The organism is Mycolicibacterium frederiksbergense, assembly GCF_012223425.1.
Lineage (GTDB): Bacteria > Actinomycetota > Actinomycetes > Mycobacteriales > Mycobacteriaceae > Mycobacterium > Mycobacterium frederiksbergense.
Window position 1 is genome coordinate 3717821 of the sequence record NZ_CP038799.1, and the last position, 19545, is coordinate 3737365.

The window sequence follows — 19545 nt, forward strand, 5'->3', positions numbered from 1 at the left end:
AAAGCCTCAGACCAGCTGGGCGAGCTTGCCCGCCAGCCGCTCCACGTAGGCGGCGACCTCGGCCTCGGGCTTGTCGGGCAACCCGAACAGCACCTCGGTGACACCGAGATCGCGCCAGCGGGCCAGCTTCTCGGGATCCGGCTTGAAGTCCAGTGCCACGATCTGCGGGGCGCCCTCGCGGCCGGCCGCCGCCCAGGTGTCCTGCAGCAGCTTCACCGGCTCGTCGATGTCGAAGTCACGAGGGGTGGTGATCCAGCCGTCCGCCGACTTCGCGATCCACTTGAAGTTCTTCTCGGTGCCCGCCGCGCCGACCAGCACCGGGATGTGTGACTGCACCGGCTTGGGCCACGCCCAGCTCGGGCCGAAGCTCACGAATTCGCCGTCGTAGGAGGCTTCTTCGTCGGTCCACAGCGAGCGCATGGCTTCCAGGTACTCGCGCAGCATGGTGCGGCGACGGCCCGGCGGCACCTTGTGGTCGGCCAATTCGTCGGTGTTCCAGCCGAATCCGACACCCAGGCTGACGCGGCCCCCGGACAGGTGGTCCAGCGTCGCGATCGACTTGGCCAGCGTGATCGGGTCATGCTCGACGGGCAGGGCCACCGCGGTGGACAGCCGGACCCGGCTGGTGACGGCGGCCGCGGTGCCCAGGCTGACCCAGGGATCGAGGGTGCGCATATAGCGGTCATCGGGCAGTGACTCGTCGCCGGTCGTCGGGTGCGCCGCTTCCCGCTTGATCGGGATGTGGGTGTGCTCGGGCACGTAGAAGGTGGTGAAACCGTGGTCATCGGCCAGCTTGGCCGCCGGTGCCGGAGCGATGCCGCGGTCACTGGTGAAAAGTACGAGCCCGTAGTCCATGCCCAGAATTAGAACGTGTTCTAGTCCGCGAGCGCAAGCCGTTCCGCTCAGCCCGATCGTTACTGGTGACTCCCGGGGCGCGCAGGTGCTCCCATGACATCCATGACGACCGAACGCATCGCCGACCAGATCACGTTCGCCTACTGGGTGCCCAACGTCAGCGGTGGCCTGGTGACCAGCGATATCGAGCAGCGCACGGACTGGAATTACGAATACAACAAGAAGCTGGCGCAGACCGCGGAGAACAACGGTTTCGAGTACGCGTTGTCCCAGGTGCGCTACGAGGCCAGCTACGGCGCGGAGTATCAGCACGAGTCGACGAGCTTCAGCCTGGCGCTGCTGCTGGCCACCGAACGGCTCAAGGTGATCGCCGCGGTGCACCCGGGCCTGTGGCAGCCCGCGGTGCTGGCCAAGCTGGGGGCCACCGCTGACCAGCTGTCGGGCGGCCGGTTCGCGGTCAACGTGGTGTCCGGCTGGTTCAAGGACGAGTTCACCCATCTGGGCGAGCCGTGGCTGGAGCACGATGAGCGCTACCGCCGCAGCGCGGAGTTCCTGCAGGTGCTACGCAAGATCTGGACCGAGGACGCGGTGGATTTCCGCGGGGATTTCTACCGGATTCACGATTTCACCCTGAAACCCAAGCCGCTGAACACCGCCGAGCGTCCCAACCCGGAACTGTTCCAGGGCGGCAACTCCACCGCCGCGCGCCGCAACGGCGGCCTGCACTCGGACTGGTACTTCTCCAACGGCAAGGACTTCGCCGGCATCACCGAGCAGGTGGTGGAGGTGCGCGACCACGCCCGCACCGTGGGCCGGGAGGTCAAGGTCGGGCTGAACGGGTTCATCATCGCCCGCGATACCGAGAAGGAAGCCCGTGACACCCTGCGCGAGATCATCGACAAGGCCAACAAGCCGGCCGTCGAGGGCTTCCGTGGGGCCGTGCAGCAGGCCGGCAGTTCGACCGGGGACAAGAAGGGCATGTGGGCGGACTCGTCCTTCGAGGATCTCGTCCAATACAACGACGGATTCCGCACCCAGCTCATCGGCACCCCGGAGCGGATCGCCGAGCGGATCGCGGCGTACCGCAAACGCGGGGTGGACCTCATCCTGGGCGGCTTCCTCCACTTCCAGGAGGAAATCGAGTACTTCGGGCAAAAAGTGTTGCCGCTCGTCCGGGAAATCGAGGCCGCCGATCAGAGCGCTCCGGACGCTCCGGTGCTCGTATCGGCCTGAGCCGCCGCCCAGCGGGGTGCGCTAGCGTGGGTTCGAAATCGCTCACACAGGAGAGTCATGACTTACCCGCCCGGTAACCCCGGATATCCGCCTGCCCAGCAGGGCAACCAGTACGCGCCCACCCAGCAGTACGGCGAGCCCGCAGAGGTAGGCCCCAGCAAGCTGCCTGTCTACCTGACCGCTGCCGTCGCAGTGTTCGGTCTTGCGACCTACGCGTTCAACTTCGGTCCACTGCTGACCATCAGCAACTCGGACTTCCCGCAGTTCGGTAGCGCCAGCGGCAGCACGCCCGGTCTCGGCCTGGCGGTCGCGGCCTCGGTGCTGGCCGCGCTGCTGGCCGGTGTCGGTCTGCTGCCCAAGCAGAAGGCCCGGACCGGTCTGGTGGCCGTTGCGTCCACGCTGTCGTTCCTGCTCGTGCTGGCCGAGGTCATCAACGCCCCGGCCGGGCTGTCCATCGGCTGGGGGCTGTACCTGGTCATCGCCACCACACTGCTGCAGACCGGCGCCGCCGTCGCCGCGCTGCTGTTCGACGCGGGTGTCCTCTCGCCCCCGGCGCCCAAGCCGCGCTACGACCAGCATCAGCCCTACGGCCAGTACGGCGCGCCGTACTACGGTCAGCCGGGTGGCCAGCAGCAGTACGGCGCACCGACGCATCAACCGCAGCAGCAGCGTCCCGGATACCCGTCGCAGTACGGCTACCAGGGAGCCCCGAAAACCGGCGGATTCCAGTCCGCCGCCGGCGCCCCCGGTTCGCACAACGGCCCGCCGACGCCGCCCACCGGGTTCCCGGCCTTCGGGCAGCCGCAACAGCCGCAGGGTTCCTCGGCGCCGACCGCCGCGGTTCCGGCGCAACCGTCCGCGACACCGCAGAGCCAGCCCGAGTCCTCACCGCAGTCCGGCACGCCCTCGTCGTAGTCTGGGCGTCGCGCACCCGGACGTCGGATGCGTCGACGCGCGCGAGGAGCGACCCAGCTAGTGGTGGACAACCGGTCAGTCGGTACCCGACAGGCTCGCGACCTGCTCAGGGTCGCGTTCGGGCCGTCGGTCGTCGCGCTCGGTGTGATCGCGGCGGTGACGCTGATTCAGCTGCTCATCGCCAACAGCGATATGACCGGCGCGTTCGGCGCGATCGCCAGCATGTGGCTGGGCGTGCACCAGGTTCCGGTCTCCATCGGTGGCGCCGAACTCGGTGTCATGCCGCTGCTGCCGGTGCTGCTGATGGTGTGGGGCACCGCACGTACCACCGCGGCCGCGTCCATACGGTCCTCGTGGTTCGTCATCCGCTGGGTGGTGGCCTCGGCCCTGGGCGGGCCGCTGCTCATCGCGGCCCTGTCGCTGGCCGTCATCCACGATGCGGCCTCGGTGATCACCGAATTGCAGACCCCCGAGGCCTCGCGGGCGTTCGCCGGGGTGCTGGTGGTGCACGCCATCGGTGCGCTGATCGGCGTCGCGATGGCCGGGCGGTTGCTCACGCTGCCGGGGGTGCCGCACTGGCTGCCCGAGTCGCTGCGGGCCGCCGCGGCCGGGGTGCTGGCGTTGCTCGGCCTGTCCGGTGTGGTGGCGGCCGGGTCGATCGTCGTGCACTGGGGGACCATGCACGACCTGTTCGGTATCACCGATTCGATGTTCGGCCAGTTCAGCCTGGCGCTGCTCTCGGTGCTCTACATCCCCAACGTGCTGGTCGGGACGGCCGCCGTCGCGGTGGGTTCCAGCGCGCACATCGGGCTGGCCAACTTCAGTTCCTTCACCGTGCTCGGCGGGGACATCCCGGCCGTACCGGTGCTCGCCGCGGTGCCGACACCGCCGCTGGGGCCGATCTGGGTGGCGCTGCTGATCGTGGCCGCGGTCTCGGCGGTCGCGCTGGGCCAGCAGTGCGCCCGCCGTGCGGCACCCTGGCCGATCGCCGCCGCGAAACTTGCGGTGGCCGCCCTGGTGGCCGCGCTGACCATGGCGCTGCTCGGGTACGCCGGTGGCGGCCGGCTCGGTAACTTCGGCGACGTCGGCGTCGACCAGGTCACCTTCGGGCCCGCGGTGTTCCTGTGGTTCGTGTCCATCGGTGGGCTGACGGTCGTCATGGCCGGCGGCCTGGTGCGCAGGCCGAAGAGGGTGAAACCGGTGCCGGCTCCCGCCCCCGAACCGGAACCCGAGGACGTGTTCGAGGACGAGGACACGATCACCGATATCGTCCTGCTGGACTCGCAGGCCGAGTTGCCCGAGCGCGCCGAGTCCCTCGAACTCGGCGCACCGCCGGCGCCCGCCGAGCCGCATGACGACCCGCTGCTCGACCCCGAGGAGCATTTCGTGGTCGACGGCGATCTTCCCGGCACGACCGCTGAAAAGCCCCGCGATCAGGACGACTAGGCTGCTGCGGGTGCAGCAGCGACCACTCCGCGTACCGGCGACCGCGCCGGCCCGGCTGGTGGTCCTGGCGTCGGGTACCGGTTCGCTGCTGTCCTCGCTGCTGGAGGCCGCCGCCGGGGACTACCCGGGGCGCGTGGTGGCCGTCGGCGCCGACCGGGCCTGCCCCGCGCTGGACGTCGCCGCCGAGGCGTCGATCCCGTCATTCCAGGTGCGTCTGCGTGACCATCCGGATCGCGCAGCCTGGGACAGCGCGCTCACCGAGGCCGTCGCGCAGCACGCGCCGGACCTGGTGGTCAGCGCGGGCTTCATGAAAATACTTGGACCACAATTTCTTTCGCACTTCGAAGGCCGGATCGTGAACACCCATCCGGCGCTACTGCCCGCCTTCCCCGGCGCCCACGCGGTACCGGACGCGATCGACTACGGCGTGCGCGTCACCGGGTGCACGGTGCATCTGGTCGACAGCGGGGTGGATACCGGGCCGATCCTGGCGCAGGAAGCCGTGGCGGTGTACGAGGATGACACCGCAGAGACATTGCACGAACGCATCAAGGACGTCGAACGACGACTGCTGGTGGACGTGCTGGCCGCGCTGGCGACGCGCGGTGTGACCTGGACCGGACGAAAGGCGATGTTCGGATGTTGAGGAGAGACAGCGATGAGTGACAAGCGGCCGATCCGGCGTGCGTTGATCAGTGTGTACGACAAGACGGGGTTGGTGGACCTTGCCCGCGGCCTGCATGAGGCGGGCGTCAGCATCGTCTCCACCGGTTCGACCGCGAAAACCATTGCCGGCGCCGGGGTCCCGGTGACGCCGGTGGAGGATGTCACCGGTTTCCCCGAGGTGCTCGACGGCCGCGTGAAGACACTGCACCCCAAGGTGCACGCCGGCGTGCTGGCCGACCTGCGCAAGTCCGAGCACGAGGCGGCACTGACCGACTTGGGCATCGCGCCGTTCGAACTCGTCGTGGTGAACCTGTACCCGTTCAGCGAGACGGTGGCCTCCGGCGCCGGGCCCGACGAGTGCGTCGAGCAGATCGACATCGGTGGCCCGTCCATGGTTCGGGCGGCCGCGAAGAACCATCCCAGCGTCGCCGTGGTCGTCGACCCGCTCGGGTATGACGGTGTGCTGGCCGCGGTGCGTTCCGGCGGATTCACCCTCACGGAGCGGAAGAAGCTGGCCGCGTTGGCTTTCCAGCACACCGCCGAGTACGACGTGGCGGTGGCGGCCTGGATGGTCTCGGTGCTCGCCCCGGAAGAGGGCTCGGAACTGCCGCGCTGGGTCGGGTCGACCTCGCGCCGCACCGCGGTGCTGCGCTACGGCGAGAACCCGCACCAGAAGGCGGCGCTGTACCGCGACGACTCCGGCTGGCCGGGACTGGCGCAGGCCGAGCAGCTGCACGGCAAGGAGATGTCCTACAACAACTACACCGACGCCGACGCCGCCTGGCGCGCCGCGTTCGACCACGAGCAGACCTGCGTGGCGATCATCAAGCACGCCAATCCGTGCGGTATCGCGGTGTCCTCGGTGTCGGTCGCCGATGCGCACGCCAAGGCGCACGCCTGTGACCCGTTGTCGGCCTTCGGCGGAGTGATCGCCACCAACAGCACCGTCAGCGTCGAGATGGCCGAGACGGTGGCCGATATCTTCACCGAGGTGATCATTGCGCCGGCCTATGAGCCCGGCGCGGTGGAGGCGCTGACCAAGAAGAAGAACATCCGCATCCTGGTGGCCGCCGAACCGGAGGGAGCGGCTGTCGATTTCCGGCCGATCAGCGGCGGTCTGCTGGTGCAGGAGCGCGATGCACTCGACGCCGAGGGCGATGATCCGAACAACTGGACGCTGGCGACCGGCGATCCCGCCGACCCGGCGACGCTGGCCGATCTGGTCTTCGCCTGGCGCGCGGGCCGGGCGGTGAAGTCCAATGCCATCGTGATCGCCAAGGACGGCGCCACCGTCGGCGTCGGCATGGGGCAGGTCAACCGGGTGGATGCCGCCCGGCTGGCGGTCGAGCGGGCGGGTGAACGCACCCGGGGCGCCGTGGCGTCCTCCGATGCGTTCTTCCCGTTCCCGGACGGCCTGCAGACGCTGACCGCCGCCGGGGTGACGGCGATCGTGCACCCGGGTGGATCGGTGCGCGACGACGAGGTGACGGCGGCGGCCGCCGAGGCCGGGATCACGCTGTACCTGACCGGGGCACGGCACTTCGCGCACTAGCGCAGACGCCGAGTGGCCAGTTGTCGCACGGGATCTCGCGAAATCTGTGTGATAAGTGGCCATTCGGCGCCCGCTGCGCGTAGGGCCTGACAGGTTCGCGCGATGACAACCTGGGGTCGGTAGCGCAGGATCTCGGCGCTGACGCGAATGATCCGCCACCCCAGCGCGGCCAGATCCGCCAATCGATCGATATCGCGAGCGTGCTGGCCAGGGTCTTTCCAGTGCTGTTCGCCGTCATACTCCACCCCGACATTGAATTCCTCGTAGCCCATGTCGAGGCGGTAGGGATGCACCCTGATCTGGGTGCGGGGCTTCGGTAAACCGGCCTTGATGAGTATCAGTCGAGTCCTGGTCTCCTGCGGGGATTCGGCGCCACCATCCATCAGTTCGACCACGTCGCGAAGCTGGACGAGCCCTCTGACACCGCGATGGCGGGGGATCAGCGTCCCTATCTCTTCGGCGGTCACGCCGGTCTGGTGTGCCAGCGCATCCACTTGGGTGACGGCGCGCAGTAGTCCCTTGCGTCGGCCCAGATCGAACGCCGTTCGCGCGGGTGTCGTCGCGGCGACGCCGGAGGCCATGCAGATTTCATCTGCGCGGAGTTCGTCACGGTGGATGACGATGCCGGGCACAGGCTTGCCGTTGACCCGGAACAGCTCAGCGGGAGTGTCGGCGTCAATCCATCGGGTGCCGAACAGCGCAGAGGCGGATAGGCCGCCCACGACGGCCTTGCGGTCCGACCACAGCCAGGCAGCCTGGGCGCGGACGGTCGCGGTCACTGGCGAGCCAGGCGGCAAAAATACGTTGCGGTGAAGACGCTGATGCTGCTCCAGGGATCGTCTTGTCACTGTGCCTGTACTGAGGGCCTCGGTGCCCAGGAAAGGGGTCATGCGAGGAGAATCGCGCCGGCCTATGACGGGTCAGCGGGCGCGTAGCCGTACCTGCCTCAGGTTGGGGATGGGCAGGCAATTGTGGACAAAGAACCTTCGAGTGGCCATTTATCGCACGGGATCTCGCGAAATCTGTGTGATAAGTGGCCAGTCGGCGACACCGGGGTCAGGCGGTGGCTTCGCGACTCCCGGCGGCCGTCACGTGGTCGACGAAGGACGCGATCTCGGCCACGGCGCGCCGGGCGTCGGGGTTGACGTCGAAGGTCAGCTGGAACATGTGCATCGCCTTGTCCCACACCTGAACCCACACCGGTACACCCGCGGCGGTGAGCTGATCGGCCAGCACGAAGGTGTCGTTGCGCAGCATCTCGTCGGTGCCGATCTGCAGCAGGAACGGGCCGAGGCCTGCCGCGTTGGACTCTGCGGGCATGACCGGCACGGGTCGTGTCCCGTTCACGGTGGCGAACACGTCGTAGATGAACTTCACCGTCATGAACGGGAACAGCACATCCTTGTGATCGCGCAGGGCACGGTATTTGAGGTCCATGTCGGCGGACGTCAACGCCGACAGCAACACCTGCCCGGCGGGCACCGTCAACCCGGCGTCCCGGATGGCCAGCGCGGTGTCGGCGGCGATCAGCCCGCCCGCCGAATCGCCGGCGAGCACGATGCGGCCGGGCTCAAAGCCCAGCGCCAGCGCGTGCCGGTAGGCGTCCAGCCCGTCCTCGACGGCCTCCTCGATGCTGGCCTGCGGTGCCAGTCGGTAGCCGACGTTCAGCACCTGGGCGCCGGTGGCGGCCGACAGCTTCGAGGCGAACCGGCGGTGTGAGTTCAGGCCGAGCGTCACCAGCGCCGATCCGTGGAAATAGATGATGACGCGATCGGAATCCGCCGAGGCGGGGGACACCACCCATTCGCCCGCGCAGTGCGGCAGCCGTTCGGGGGTGACGACGGTGCCCGGCAGCGCCCGGATGAGGCGCAGTGGCCGGTCGATGATGTCGAGGTGCGCACGCTGCAGGCCGGCCGGCCAGATCCGGTTGATGAGCAGCCCGATGCATGTGAGCAATCCCAGGACCGGCCGCAGCGTGAGTGCGGTCAGTACGCCCAGCGCGCGGGACTGCCAGGACGCCGGGCCGAAGCTCACTGTGCTGGGCCGATCACGCCACTCATGCAAGTTCACGGTACCCATGGTACTGGGTAGTTTTCTCATGGCGAAGCCCGTAACGGTCAGGTAAGCAAGCCCACAGTCGACAGCAGTCGTAGCGTGGACGTCGTGACGTCACCTAGTGATCTGCCCCGCACCGTCGGCGAGCTGCGCGCCTCTGGCCATCAGGAGCGCGGCATCAAACAGGAACTCCGGGAGAACCTGCTGGCCCGTCTCGCGGACGGTACCGAGATCTGGACCGGGCTGTTCGGCTTCGAGGACACGGTGCTGCCGCAGGTGGAACGGGCGTTGATCGCCGGCCACGACTTCGTGCTGCTCGGTGAGCGCGGCCAGGGCAAGACCCGGCTGCTGCGATCGCTGATCGGACTCCTCGACGAGTGGACACCGGTGATCGAGGGATCCGAACTGCGTGAGCACCCGTACTCCCCGATCACGCCGGAATCGATCCGGCAGGCGGCGGCCGCCGGGGACGGACTGCCGATCGGATGGATCCACCGCAGTGAGCGCTACACCGAGAAGCTCGCCACCCCGGACACCAGCGTCGCCGACCTGGTCGGTGACATCGACCCCATCAAGGTGGCCGAGGGCCGCAGCCTCGGTGACCCGGAAACCATCGCCTACGGCCTCATCCCGCGCTCGCACCGGGGCATCGTCGCCGTCAACGAGCTGCCCGACCTCGCCGAGCGCATCCAGGTCGCGATGCTCAACGTGATGGAGGAGCGCGATATCCAGGTGCGCGGTTACACGCTGCGGCTGCCGCTCGACGTGCTCGTGGTCGCCAGCGCCAACCCCGAGGACTACACCAACCGCGGCCGCATCATCACCCCGCTCAAGGACCGCTTCGGCGCCGAGATCCGCACCCACTACCCGCTGGAACTCGACGCCGAGGTCGGTGTCATCTCCCAGGAGGCGCACCTTTCCGCCGAGGTCCCCGAATACCTGCTGGCCGTCATCGCCCGGTTCGCCCGTGCCCTGCGCGAATCCACCGCGGTCGATCAGCGCTCGGGTGTCTCGGCGCGCTTCGCCATCGCCGCCGCCGAGACGGTGGCGGCCTCGGCCCGGCACCGCGGCGCCATCCTCGGCGAACAGGACCCGGTGGCCAGGGTGGTCGACCTGGGCACCGTGATCGAGGTGCTGCGCGGCAAGCTCGAGTTCGAGTCCGGCGAGGAGGGCCGCGAGCAGGCGGTGATGGAGCACCTGTTGCGCCGCGCCACCGCGGACACCGCGTCCCGTGCGCTCGGCGGTATCGACGTCGGTCCGCTGGTGGCCGCCGTGGAGGCCGGTTCGCCGGTGACGACCGGGGAGCGGGTATCGGCCAAGGACGTGCTGGCCGCGCTGCCGGAACTGCCGGTGCTCGACGAGATCGCCGAGCGTCTGGGCGCACAGACCGAGGGCCAGCGCGCGGCCGCGGTGGAACTGGTGCTGGAGGGTCTGTATCTGGCCAAGCGCATCGACAAGCAATCCGATGAGGGTGAAACCGTCTATGGCTAAACGCCTTTCCAGGTATTCGCGGTACTCCGGCGGGCCCGATCCGCTGGCGCCCCCGGTCGATCTGCGGGAGGCGCTCGACGCCATCGGTGAGGACGTCATGTCCGGTGCCTCACCGCGCCGGGCGCTGCAGGAGCTGATGCGCCGCGGCACCGAGAACATGCCGGGGGCCGATCGGCTGGCCGCCGAGGTCAACCGCCGACGGCGGGAACTGTTGCAGCGCAACAATCTGGACGGCACCCTGGCCGAGGTCAAGAAGCTGCTCGACGAGGCCGTGCTGGCCGAGCGCAAGGAACTCGCCCGGGCGCTGGACGATGATGCCCGCTTCGGCGAGATGCAGATCGACGCGCTGTCCCCGTCGCCTGCCAAGGCGGTCCAGGAGCTCGCCGAATATGACTGGCGCTCACCGGAAGCCCGGGAAAAGTACGACCAGATCAAGGATCTGCTCGGCAGGGAGATGCTCGACCAGCGGTTCGCCGGTATGAAGGAGGCGCTGCAGAACGCCACCGATGAGGACCGGCAGGCGATCAACAAGATGCTCGACGATCTCAACGACCTGCTGGAGAAGCACGCCAAGGGCGAAGACACCCAAGAGGACTTCGACAGGTTCATGGCCGAGCACGGCCAGCACTTCCCGGAGAACCCGCGCAATGTCGATGAGCTGATGGACTCGCTGGCCAAGCGCTCCGCCGCCGCGCAGCGTTTCCGCAACAGCCTGTCCGAATCCCAGCGTGCCGAACTGGATGCACTGGCGCAGCAGGCCTTCGGATCCCCGTCGCTGATGAATGCGCTGAACCGGCTGGACGGCAACCTGCAGGCCGCCCGGCCCGGTGAGGACTGGTCGGGCTCGGAGGAGTTCAGCGGCGACGACCCGATGGGCATGGGGCAGGGCACCCAGGCGCTGGCCGATATCAGCGAGCTCGAGCAGCTTGCCGAGCAGCTGTCGCAGAGCTACGCCGGCGCGACCATGGAGGACGTCGACCTGGACATGCTGGCCCGCCAGCTCGGTGACGAGGCCGCGGTCAACGCGCGCACGCTGGCCGACCTCGAGCGCGCCCTGACCGAACAGGGCTTCCTGGACCGCGGCTCCGACGGTCAGTTCCGGTTGTCACCCAAGGCGATGCGGCAGCTCGGGCAGACCGCGCTCCGTGATGTGGCGCAACAGCTTTCCGGCCGCCACGGTGAGCGTGAGACGCGTAGGGCCGGTGCGGCAGGCGAGCTGACCGGCGCCACCCGGCCGTGGGCGTTCGGAGACACCGAACCGTGGAACGTCACCCGAACCATCACCAATGCGGTGCTCCGGCAAGCCGGCTCCGGGGTGATCGACGGGCCGGTACGGTTCAGCGTCGAGGATGTCGAGATCTCCGAGACCGAGACCCGAACCCAGTCGGCCGTGGCGCTGCTGGTCGACACCAGCTTCTCCATGGTGATGGAGAACCGGTGGCTGCCGATGAAGCGCACCGCGCTGGCGCTCAACCATCTGGTGAGCACCCGGTTCCGTTCCGACGACCTGGAGATCATCGCGTTCGGCAGGCACGCGCGCACCGTCAGCGCCGCCGAGTTGACCGCGCTGGAGGGCGTGCGCGATCAGGGCACCAATCTGCACCACGCGTTGGCGCTGGCCGCCCGGCATCTGCGTCGGCACCCCAATGCGCAGCCGGTGGTGATGATCGTGACCGACGGCGAGCCGACCGCGCACCTGGAGGATTTCGGCGACGGCGCCGAGGCGTTCTTCTACTACCCACCGCACCCACGCACCATCGCGCTGACGGTGAAGGGATTCGACGAGCTGGCCGCGCTCGGGGCGCAGCTGACGATCTTCCGCCTCGGCAGCGATCCGGGATTGGCCCGGTTCATCGACCAGGTGGCGCGCCGCGTCGGGGGCCGGGTGGTGGTGCCGGATCTGGACGGGCTGGGCGCAGCGGTGGTCGGGGACTATCTACGGGCCCGCCGTCGCTGACTAATTCCACGCGTGCGCGTGAAATGAGAGCAAAGAAAAACGCCTCAGCTGTTCTTGCGCTTCTTACGCTTGATGCCGACGCTGCCCCACAGTGAGAACCCGCGGATGGTGATGCACGGTGCGCCGGGTGTGCCCTGCTCGCCGACGTGATCGAAGGACCCCATCACGCCGTGGCCGCGGACGGCGACGTTGACCTCCGGCGGCAGCAGGATGGTTTGCCCGCCGAAGATCGAGATCGAGTGGATGTCCACCTCGGGCGAGGTGAAATCGGCGTACCGCAGGTCGATCACACCGCCTCCGAACAGGGCGAACGCTGTCAGCCGCTTCGGGACGTTCCAGCGACCGCGCCGCTCGAAGCCGCTCAGGATGGCCAGCAGCAACGTCGACGGTGCGGGCTTGCGGGTGCCCCCACAATTGGCGGTGGTGGCGAAATCCGGCAGATCGGCGGACAGCCGGGCCAGGTCGCCGTGCGTGGTGGCGGCATAGGCCTTGGCCAATCGCTGCTCGTATTCCTCCATCGACAGCCTGCCCTGAGACGCGGCGTCGGTCAGCAACTGAGCTACCTGAATGCGTTCGGCGTCGCCGGCGCGGGTCGAGCCGTTCTGCCACGACGAAGTGCTCATCGCCATTGAGCCTACGACTCACGCCGGTAAACGCAAGCTCGTCGTCGAAACTGGCAAACCCGAGGCGTTCGCTCACGCCCAGTCGGGGCTGCGTTTCTGCAGGAAGGCCAGCATGCCCTCGCGGGCCTCGGCGGAGGTGAACAGCTCGGCGGACTGCGCGGTCAAGGCGTCGGCGTGCGCATCGAACCCGGCGAGGATCGCGGCCGTCGTGAGCGCCTTGGACGCCGCCAGACCCTGCGGGGAGGCCTTGGCGATATCGGCGGACAGGGTGGCGACCGTGCCGGCCACGTCGTCGGTGGCGATGGTGATCAATCCGATGTCGGCGGCCTCCGCCGGGCCGAACTTCTCGCCGGTGAGGAAGTAGCGGCCCGCCGCCCGCGCGGTCAGCTTCGGCAGCAGCGTCAGCGAGATGATCGACGGGGCGACACCGATGCGGGCCTCGGTGAGCGCGAACGTGCTCTGCGGCCCGGCCACCGCGATATCGCACGCGCCGACCAGTCCCATCCCGCCGGCGCGGACGTGACCGTCCACGGCGGCGATCACGGGCACCGGCGCCGCCAAGATCGCCTGCAGCAGCCGGGTCATCTCGCGGGCGCGGTCCACCGCGATGTCTCCAGGGTCCCGACCGGCGGCCTCGCTGAGGTCGGCGCCGGCGCAGAAGGTCCGCCCGGTGTGCCCGAGAACCACCACCCGGGCCCCGGCCGCGACGGCGTCGTCGAAACCGCGGTGCAGTTGTTCGACGAGCGCGGTGGACAGCGCGTTGTGGTTGTGCGGGGAGTCCAGCGTCAGCCGCGCGACCCGGCCCTGGAGCGTGTATTCGACGAGCATCAGTAGGACCGGGGCAGGCCCAGCGAGGTCTGCGCGACGAAATTCAGGATCATCTCCCGGCTCACCGGCGCGATGCGGGCCAGCCGGGAGGCGGTCAGCACCGACGCGATGCCGTACTCCTTGGTCAGCCCGTTGCCGCCCAGCGACTGCACGGCCTGGTCGACGGCGCGCACCGAAGCCTCGCCCGCGGCGTACTTGGCCATGTTCGCGGACTCGGCGGCGCCGAAATCGTCACCGCTGTCATAGAGCGCGGCAGCCTTCTGCATCATCAGCTTGGCCAACTCGATCTCGATGTGGTTCTGCGCCAATGGATGTGAGATGCCTTGATGCGCGCCGATGGGTGTCTTCCAGACCTGCCGGGTCTTGACGTAGTCGGTGGCCTTGCCGATGGCGAAGCGTCCCATGCCGACGGCGCTGGCCGCCCCCATGATGCGCTCGGGGTTCAGCCCGGCGAACAGCTGCGCGATCGCCGCGTCCTCGGAACCGACCAGCGCGTCCGACGGCAGCCGGACGTCGTCGAGGAAGACCTGGAACTGGTACTCGGGGCTGAGGATCTCCATCTCGATCTTCGTCCAGGACAGTCCCGGGGTGTCGGTGGGCACCACGAACAACGCGGGCTTCAGATTGCCGGTCTTGTGATCCTCGGTGCGGCCGACGACGAGCACGGCCTGGGCCTGGTCCACGCCGGAGATGTACACCTTGGCACCCGAAAGGATCCAGTCGCTGCCGTCGCGGCGCGCGGTGGTGGTGATGCGGTGGCTGTTGGAGCCGGCGTCCGGTTCGGTGATGGCGAAGGCCATGGTGATCGAGCCGTCGGCGATCCCCGGGATCCAGCGCTTCTTCTGCTCGTCGGTGCCGAACTTACTGATGATGGTGCCGTTGATGGCGGGGGAGACCACCATCATCAGCAGCGGACAGCCGCCCGCCGACATCTCCTCCATCACCATCGACAACTCGTACATGCCGGCGCCACCGCCGCCGTACTCCTCGGGGAGATTCACTCCGATGAAACCGAGCTTGCCTGCCTCCGACCACAGTTCGTCGGTGTGCGCGCCGGCGCGCGCCTTCTCCAGGTAGTAGTCCTGGCCGTAGTTGGCGGCCATCGCCGAGACGGCCTTGCGCAGCGCCTGCTGTTCCTCGGTCTCGATGAAGCTGGTCACGATTGATCTCCTTCGGGGTTTTCGATCCGGGCCAGGACGGCTCCGACCTCGACCTGTTGTCCGGGCTGCACATTCAGTTCGGCGAGCACGCCGTCGGCCGGGGCGGTGATGGTGTGCTCCATCTTCATGGCCTCCAGCCAGATCAGCGACTGCCCGGAGGTGACGGTGTCTCCCGCTGCGGCACCCACCCGCACCACCGAGCCCGGCATCGGGGCGAGCAGCGAACCGTGCGCCACCGCGGAGTCCGGATCCGGGAAACGCGGAAGGCTGGTCAGCGGGGCAGGCCCGATCGGCGAATCGACGAAGACGTCGTCTCCGTAGCGGGCCACGTCGAACGCCTGTTCGGCGCCGCCCACGGACAGCACCACCCGTGTCGGACTGCTCGACACCACGGTGACAGCCGGGAAGTCGGGTAACTCGACCGCACTGCGGCCGACGCGATACCGGATGAGCTGTTCCTCTCCGGCGGCGTCCCGGAACGCCCGGGTCTGGTAGCCCGAGAAGAGGTTGCGCCACCCGCTGGGAGCGGGGCCGAAAGCAGTTGCGGTGCTGCGGTTGTGTGCGGCATCGGCGAGCGCAGCGGCCAGCGCCGACAGCGCGGCGGTGTCCGGTGGGGCGGCCGATAGGTCGGCCAGTCCGTGGGTGTCGAAGAACGCGGTGTCGGTGTCACCGGCCAGGAACGCCGGGTGCCGCAACACATTGACCAGCAGATGACGGTTGGTCCCCACCCCGTGAATCCGGGCGTGGGCCAACGCATCCGCAAGGGTCGCCGCGGCCCGCTGCCGGGTGGGCGCGAACGAGATCACCTTCGCCAGCATCGGGTCATAGAACACCGACACCTGTGAGCCGTCCACGATGCCCGAATCCAGCCGGACCCCAACCCGTCCGAGCGTGCCGAACTCGGTACGTGCGGCGGGAACGGCGAAATGGTGCACGGCACCGGCCTGCGGCTGCCAGCCGCGGGCCGGGTCCTCGGCGTACAGCCGGGCCTCGATCGAATGCCCTTGCGCCGCGGGGGGTTGCGCGGGCAGTGCGGCCCCGTCGGCCACCTCGATCTGCAATTCGACGAGATCGAGACCGGTGGTTTCCTCGGTGACCGGATGCTCCACCTGCAGCCGGGTGTTCATCTCCAGGAAGAAGAATTCACCGCGGGCGTCGGCCATGAACTCGACGGTGCCCGCGCCGGTGTACCCGATGGCTCCCGCGGCCAGCCGCGCGGCCTCGAAGAGCTTGGCGCGCATCCCCGGCGTGCGTTCCACCAGGGGTGAGGGTGCCTCCTCGATGACTTTCTGGTGCCGGCGCTGAATCGAGCATTCACGCTCGCCGACGGCCCAGACGGTGCCGTGCTGATCGGCCATCACCTGGACCTCGATATGGTGGCCGGCGGCCAGATAGCGTTCGCAGAACACCGTCGGATCGCCGAACGCAGACTGGCTTTCCCGTTGCGCGGCAGCCACTTCGGTGGGCAGCGCCGCGAGGTCGCGAACCACCCGCATACCGCGTCCGCCACCGCCGGCGGACGCCTTGATCAGCACCGGCAGCTGCGCGGCGGTCACCGCGGCGGGATCCAGTTCGGCCAGCACCGGCACGCCGGCGGCGGCCATCATTTTCTTGGCTTCGATCTTGGAGCCCATCGACTGCACCGCCGATACCGGCGGGCCGATCCAGACCAACCCGGCCCGTTGCACGGCCTCGGCGAACTCCGCGTTCTCGGAGAGAAATCCGTATCCCGGATGGATGGCGTCGGCACCGGCCGTGTGCGCCGCGGCGATGAGCTGTCCGGCATCCAGGTAGCCGTTGCGGCCCTCCAGGCGCACCCGGACATCGGCCTCGGCGACGTGCGGGGACGCGGCATCGGGATCGGTGTACACCGCGACGGTACCGATGCCGAGGCGGCGGCATGTGGTGAACACCCGGCGGGCGATCTCGCCACGGTTGGCGACAAGGACTCGTGTGATCATGGCGCTCACATCCTGAAGACGCCGAAGTTCGACGTCCCCTCGATCGGTCCGCTGGCGATGGCGGACAGGCACATTCCCAGCACGGTGCGGGTATCGCGCGGGTCGATGACACCGTCGTCGTAGAGCCGGCCGGACAGGAACATAGGCAGGGATTCCGCCTCGATCTGTGCCTCGACCGCGGCGCGCAACGCGGCGTCGGCGGCCTCGTCGACCTGCTGGCCGCGGGCTTCGGCGGCGGCCCGGCTGACGATCGACAGCACGCCGGCCAGCTGCGTTCCGCCCATCACCGCAGATTTCGAACTGGGCCAAGCGAACAGGAAACGCGGGTCGTAGGCGCGCCCGCACATCCCGTAGTGGCCGGCCCCGTAGGACGCCCCGATGAGCAGGGAGATGTGCGGCACTGCTGAGTTGGAGACGGCGTTGATCATCATGGATCCGTGTTTGATCATGCCGCCCTCCTCGTACGCCTTGCCGACCATGTAGCCGGTGGTGTTGTGCAGGAACAGCAATGGCGTGTTCGCGCGGTTGGCCAGCTGGATGAATTGAGTGGCCTTCTGCGACTCCTCGGAGAACAGCACGCCGCGGGCGTTGGCGAGGATGCCGACCGGATAGCCGTAGAGGGTGGCCCATCCGGTGACCAGCGATGAACCGTAGAGCGGTTTGAACTCGTCGAAGTCCGAGCCGTCCACGATGCGGGCGATCACATCGCGCGGGTCGAACGGGATGCGCAGGTCGGCGCCGACGATACCGAGCAGCTCCTCGGCGTCGTACTCGGGCTCGACGACCGGCGCCGGTGCCGGTCCCTGTTTGCGCCAGTTCAGCCGCGCCACGACGCGCCGTCCGATGCGGATGGCATCGAGCTCGTCGTCGGCCAGGTAGTCGCCCAGACCGGATGTGCGGGCGTGCATCTCGGCGCCGCCGAGGGACTCGTCGTCGGATTCCTCGCCGGTGGCCATCTTGACCAGTGGGGGCCCGGCGAGGAACACCTTGGAGCGTTCCCTGATCATCACCACGTGATCGGACATGCCGGGCACGTAGGCGCCGCCGGCGGTGGAATTGCCGAAGACCAGTGCGATGGTGGGGATCCCGGCGGCCGACAGTCTGGTCAGGTCACGGAACATCTGCCCGCCCGGGATGAAGATCTCCTTCTGTGTGGGCAGGTCCGCGCCGCCGGATTCCACCAGGGAGATCACCGGAAGCCGGTTCTCCATCGCGATCTGGTTGGCGCGCAGGATCTTCTTCAGCGTCCACGGGTTGCTGGTGCCGCCCTTGACGGTGGGATCGTTGGCGACGATCAGGCACTCGACACCCTCGACCGCACCGATACCGGTGACCACACTGGCGCCGACGGTGAAGTCGCTGCCCCAGGCGGCCAGCGGGCTCAGCTCCAGGAACGGGGCATCCGGGTCCAGGAGCAGCTCAACCCGTTCGCGTGCCGTCAGCTTGCCCCGGGCATGGTGGCGGTCGACGTACTTGCTGCCGCCGCCGGCGAGGGCGCGTTCGTGTTCGGTGGCCAGCTCGGCCAGCTTGACCGTCATGGCGTCGGCGGCCTCGCCGTAGGCCGCCGCGCGCGGATCCAGGGTCGATGTCAGTCGGGTCATTGCAGGCCCATCGTCTTGGCCGCCAGCGAGGTGAGGATCTCGGTGGTGCCGCCGCCGATGCCGAGGATGCGCATATCGCGGTATTGCCGCTCCACCTCGGCCTCGGCCATATAGCCCATCCCGCCGAACAATTGGACGGCCGCATTCGCCACCCACTCACCGGCCTCCACGGCGGTGTTCTTGGCGAAGCAGACCTCGGTGATCAGGTTCGTCTCGCCCGCCATCTCGCGCTCCACCAGCCGGTGGGTGTACACCCGTGCCACATCGATGCGCCGCGCCATGTCGGCCAGTGTGTTCTGCACGGCCTGCCGGGAGATCAGCGGACGGCCGAAGGTCTCCCGGTCCCGGCACCACTGCACGGTCAGGTCCAGGCACCGTTGTGCGCTGGCATAGGCCTGCGCGGCCAGGCCCACCCGCTCGGAGACGAAGGCGCCGGCGATCTGCACGAAGCCGGTGTTCTCCGCTCCGACCAGGTTCGCGGCGGGCACCCGGACATCGGTGTACGACAGTTCCGCGGTATCGCTGGAACGCCAGCCCATCTTCTCCAGCTTGCGACTGACCTCGAAGCCCGCAGTGTTCTTGTCCACGACGAGCAGGGACACCCCGGCGGCGCCCGGTCCGCCGGTGCGCACCGCGGTGACCACGTAATCGGCGCGCACACCGGAGGTGATGTAGGTCTTGGCACCGTTGACGATGAAATCGTCGCCGTCGCGGACAGCTTTGGTGGTCAGGTGTCCGACATCGGAGCCGCCGCCGGGTTCGGTGATGGCCAGTGACCCGATGAGGTCACCGCGCAAGGTGGGCCGCACGTAGGTGTCGATGAGGCGCTGATCGCCGGAGGCGATCATGTGCGGCACCGCGATGCCGCAGGTGAACAGCGAGGCGAACGTGCCGCCCGGCACGCCGGCCTGATGCAGTTCTTCGCAGATGATCACCGCGTCCGCGCCGTCACCGCCTCCGCCGCCGACCGATTCCGGGTAGGGCGCACCGAGCAACCCGGCCGCGCCGGCCTTGGCGTGCAGCTCGCGGGGGATCTCGCCGGCGCGTTCCCACTCCTGCGCGTAGGGCAGGATCTCGCGCTCGGCGAACGCCCGCACCGTCTTTCGCAGATCTTCACGTTCGGGGGCGTGCCAGATGCTCTTGCTCATTGCTCGGCTCTCCCTCGCTCCGGTCCTCGCTCGTGCCTCGCTGCGATCCTCACG

16 protein-coding genes are annotated in these 19545 nt (G+C 68.5%); 7 read left to right on the forward strand and 9 right to left on the reverse strand.

Features of this window, described 5'->3' with window-relative positions:
• Nucleotides 1-6: 6 nt before the first annotated feature.
• Complete coding sequence (locus tag EXE63_RS21090) at nt 7-855, reverse strand: LLM class F420-dependent oxidoreductase (protein WP_105362775.1); 849 nt, start codon at nt 853-855, stop codon at nt 7-9.
• Between the two features lie 102 nt (nt 856-957).
• Here EXE63_RS21090 and sfnG point away from each other — a divergent pair, with 102 nt between their 5' ends.
• From sfnG to purH, 5 genes are all read left to right on the forward strand, one after another.
• The gene (gene sfnG, locus EXE63_RS21095) at nt 958-2088 is read left to right on the forward strand and encodes a dimethylsulfone monooxygenase SfnG (RefSeq protein ID WP_168145693.1); all 1131 of its coding nucleotides are present in this window, start codon (nt 958-960) and stop codon (nt 2086-2088) included.
• Nucleotides 2089-2145: 57 nt separating this feature from the next.
• Entirely contained in the window at nt 2146-3003 is an 858-nt protein-coding gene (locus tag EXE63_RS21100) for a DUF5336 domain-containing protein (protein WP_168143543.1), read from the forward strand.
• Nucleotides 3004-3066: 63 nt separating this feature from the next.
• Entirely contained in the window at nt 3067-4449 is a 1383-nt protein-coding gene (locus EXE63_RS21105; RefSeq protein ID WP_168143544.1) for a cell division protein PerM, read from the forward strand.
• Entirely contained in the window at nt 4421-5095 is a 675-nt protein-coding gene (gene purN, locus EXE63_RS21110; RefSeq protein WP_436277758.1) for a phosphoribosylglycinamide formyltransferase, read from the forward strand. The genes EXE63_RS21105 and purN overlap by 29 nt, the downstream gene beginning before the upstream one ends.
• Before the next feature lie 12 nt (nt 5096-5107).
• Complete coding sequence (gene purH / locus EXE63_RS21115) at nt 5108-6667, forward strand: bifunctional phosphoribosylaminoimidazolecarboxamide formyltransferase/IMP cyclohydrolase (protein WP_168143546.1); 1560 nt, start codon at nt 5108-5110, stop codon at nt 6665-6667.
• On the opposite strand, the gene EXE63_RS21120 is transcribed toward purH, so the two are convergent.
• The gene (locus tag EXE63_RS21120) at nt 6664-7557 is read right to left on the reverse strand and encodes an endonuclease domain-containing protein (RefSeq protein WP_168143547.1); all 894 of its coding nucleotides are present in this window, start codon (nt 7555-7557) and stop codon (nt 6664-6666) included. The two genes, purH and EXE63_RS21120, sit on opposite strands and share 4 nt — an antisense overlap.
• Before the next feature lie 166 nt (nt 7558-7723).
• Nucleotides 7724-8737: an alpha/beta hydrolase gene (locus tag EXE63_RS21125; protein ID WP_168143548.1), complete on the reverse strand. Its 1014-nt coding sequence runs from the start codon at nt 8735-8737 to the stop codon at nt 7724-7726.
• 93 nt (nt 8738-8830) lie between these two features.
• On the opposite strand from EXE63_RS21125, the gene EXE63_RS21130 reads away from it, so the two are divergent.
• Complete coding sequence (locus EXE63_RS21130) at nt 8831-10213, forward strand: sigma 54-interacting transcriptional regulator (RefSeq protein WP_168143549.1); 1383 nt, start codon at nt 8831-8833, stop codon at nt 10211-10213.
• The gene (locus tag EXE63_RS21135; RefSeq protein ID WP_168143550.1) at nt 10206-12170 is read left to right on the forward strand and encodes a vWA domain-containing protein; all 1965 of its coding nucleotides are present in this window, start codon (nt 10206-10208) and stop codon (nt 12168-12170) included. Before EXE63_RS21130 ends, EXE63_RS21135 begins: the two co-directional genes overlap by 8 nt.
• Before the next feature lie 44 nt (nt 12171-12214).
• On the opposite strand, the gene EXE63_RS21140 is transcribed toward EXE63_RS21135, so the two are convergent.
• From EXE63_RS21140 to EXE63_RS21165, 6 genes are all read right to left on the reverse strand, one after another.
• The gene (locus tag EXE63_RS21140; RefSeq protein WP_168143551.1) at nt 12215-12793 is read right to left on the reverse strand and encodes a DUF1707 SHOCT-like domain-containing protein; all 579 of its coding nucleotides are present in this window, start codon (nt 12791-12793) and stop codon (nt 12215-12217) included.
• Between the two features lie 72 nt (nt 12794-12865).
• Nucleotides 12866-13621, reverse strand: a complete 756-nt coding sequence (locus tag EXE63_RS21145; RefSeq protein ID WP_168143552.1) for an enoyl-CoA hydratase family protein — start codon at nt 13619-13621, stop codon at nt 12866-12868.
• Nucleotides 13621-14781: an acyl-CoA dehydrogenase family protein gene (locus EXE63_RS21150; protein ID WP_168143553.1), complete on the reverse strand. Its 1161-nt coding sequence runs from the start codon at nt 14779-14781 to the stop codon at nt 13621-13623. The genes EXE63_RS21145 and EXE63_RS21150 overlap by 1 nt, the downstream gene beginning before the upstream one ends.
• On the reverse strand, nt 14778-16742 hold the full coding sequence (locus tag EXE63_RS21155; RefSeq protein WP_168143554.1) for an ATP-binding protein: 1965 nt from the start codon (nt 16740-16742) through the stop codon (nt 14778-14780). The genes EXE63_RS21150 and EXE63_RS21155 overlap by 4 nt, the downstream gene beginning before the upstream one ends.
• A gap of 5 nt (nt 16743-16747) precedes the next feature.
• Complete coding sequence (locus EXE63_RS21160) at nt 16748-18343, reverse strand: acyl-CoA carboxylase subunit beta (RefSeq protein ID WP_168143555.1); 1596 nt, start codon at nt 18341-18343, stop codon at nt 16748-16750.
• On the reverse strand, nt 18340-19491 hold the full coding sequence (locus EXE63_RS21165) for an acyl-CoA dehydrogenase family protein (RefSeq protein WP_168143556.1): 1152 nt from the start codon (nt 19489-19491) through the stop codon (nt 18340-18342). Before EXE63_RS21165 ends, EXE63_RS21160 begins: the two co-directional genes overlap by 4 nt.
• Nucleotides 19492-19545 lie beyond the last annotated feature (54 nt).

What these genes read in the sequence shown, in the direction of transcription:
- EXE63_RS21090 (WP_105362775.1), bottom strand. Translation starts at nt 855, where the DNA reads ATGGACTACGGGCTCGTACTTTTCACCAGTGACCGCGGCATCGCTCCG.
- sfnG (WP_168145693.1), top strand. Translation starts at nt 958, where the DNA reads ATGACGACCGAACGCATCGCCGACCAGATCACGTTCGCCTACTGGGTG.
- EXE63_RS21100 (WP_168143543.1), top strand. Translation starts at nt 2,146, where the DNA reads ATGACTTACCCGCCCGGTAACCCCGGATATCCGCCTGCCCAGCAGGGC.
- purH (WP_168143546.1), top strand. Translation starts at nt 5,108, where the DNA reads ATGAGTGACAAGCGGCCGATCCGGCGTGCGTTGATCAGTGTGTACGAC.
- EXE63_RS21120 (WP_168143547.1), bottom strand. Translation starts at nt 7,557, where the DNA reads ATGACCCCTTTCCTGGGCACCGAGGCCCTCAGTACAGGCACAGTGACA.
- EXE63_RS21135 (WP_168143550.1), top strand. Translation starts at nt 10,206, where the DNA reads ATGGCTAAACGCCTTTCCAGGTATTCGCGGTACTCCGGCGGGCCCGAT.
- EXE63_RS21140 (WP_168143551.1), bottom strand. Translation starts at nt 12,793, where the DNA reads ATGAGCACTTCGTCGTGGCAGAACGGCTCGACCCGCGCCGGCGACGCC.
- EXE63_RS21145 (WP_168143552.1), bottom strand. Translation starts at nt 13,621, where the DNA reads ATGCTCGTCGAATACACGCTCCAGGGCCGGGTCGCGCGGCTGACGCTG.
- EXE63_RS21155 (WP_168143554.1), bottom strand. Translation starts at nt 16,742, where the DNA reads ATGATCACACGAGTCCTTGTCGCCAACCGTGGCGAGATCGCCCGCCGG.
- EXE63_RS21160 (WP_168143555.1), bottom strand. Translation starts at nt 18,343, where the DNA reads ATGACCCGACTGACATCGACCCTGGATCCGCGCGCGGCGGCCTACGGC.
- EXE63_RS21165 (WP_168143556.1), bottom strand. Translation starts at nt 19,491, where the DNA reads ATGAGCAAGAGCATCTGGCACGCCCCCGAACGTGAAGATCTGCGAAAG.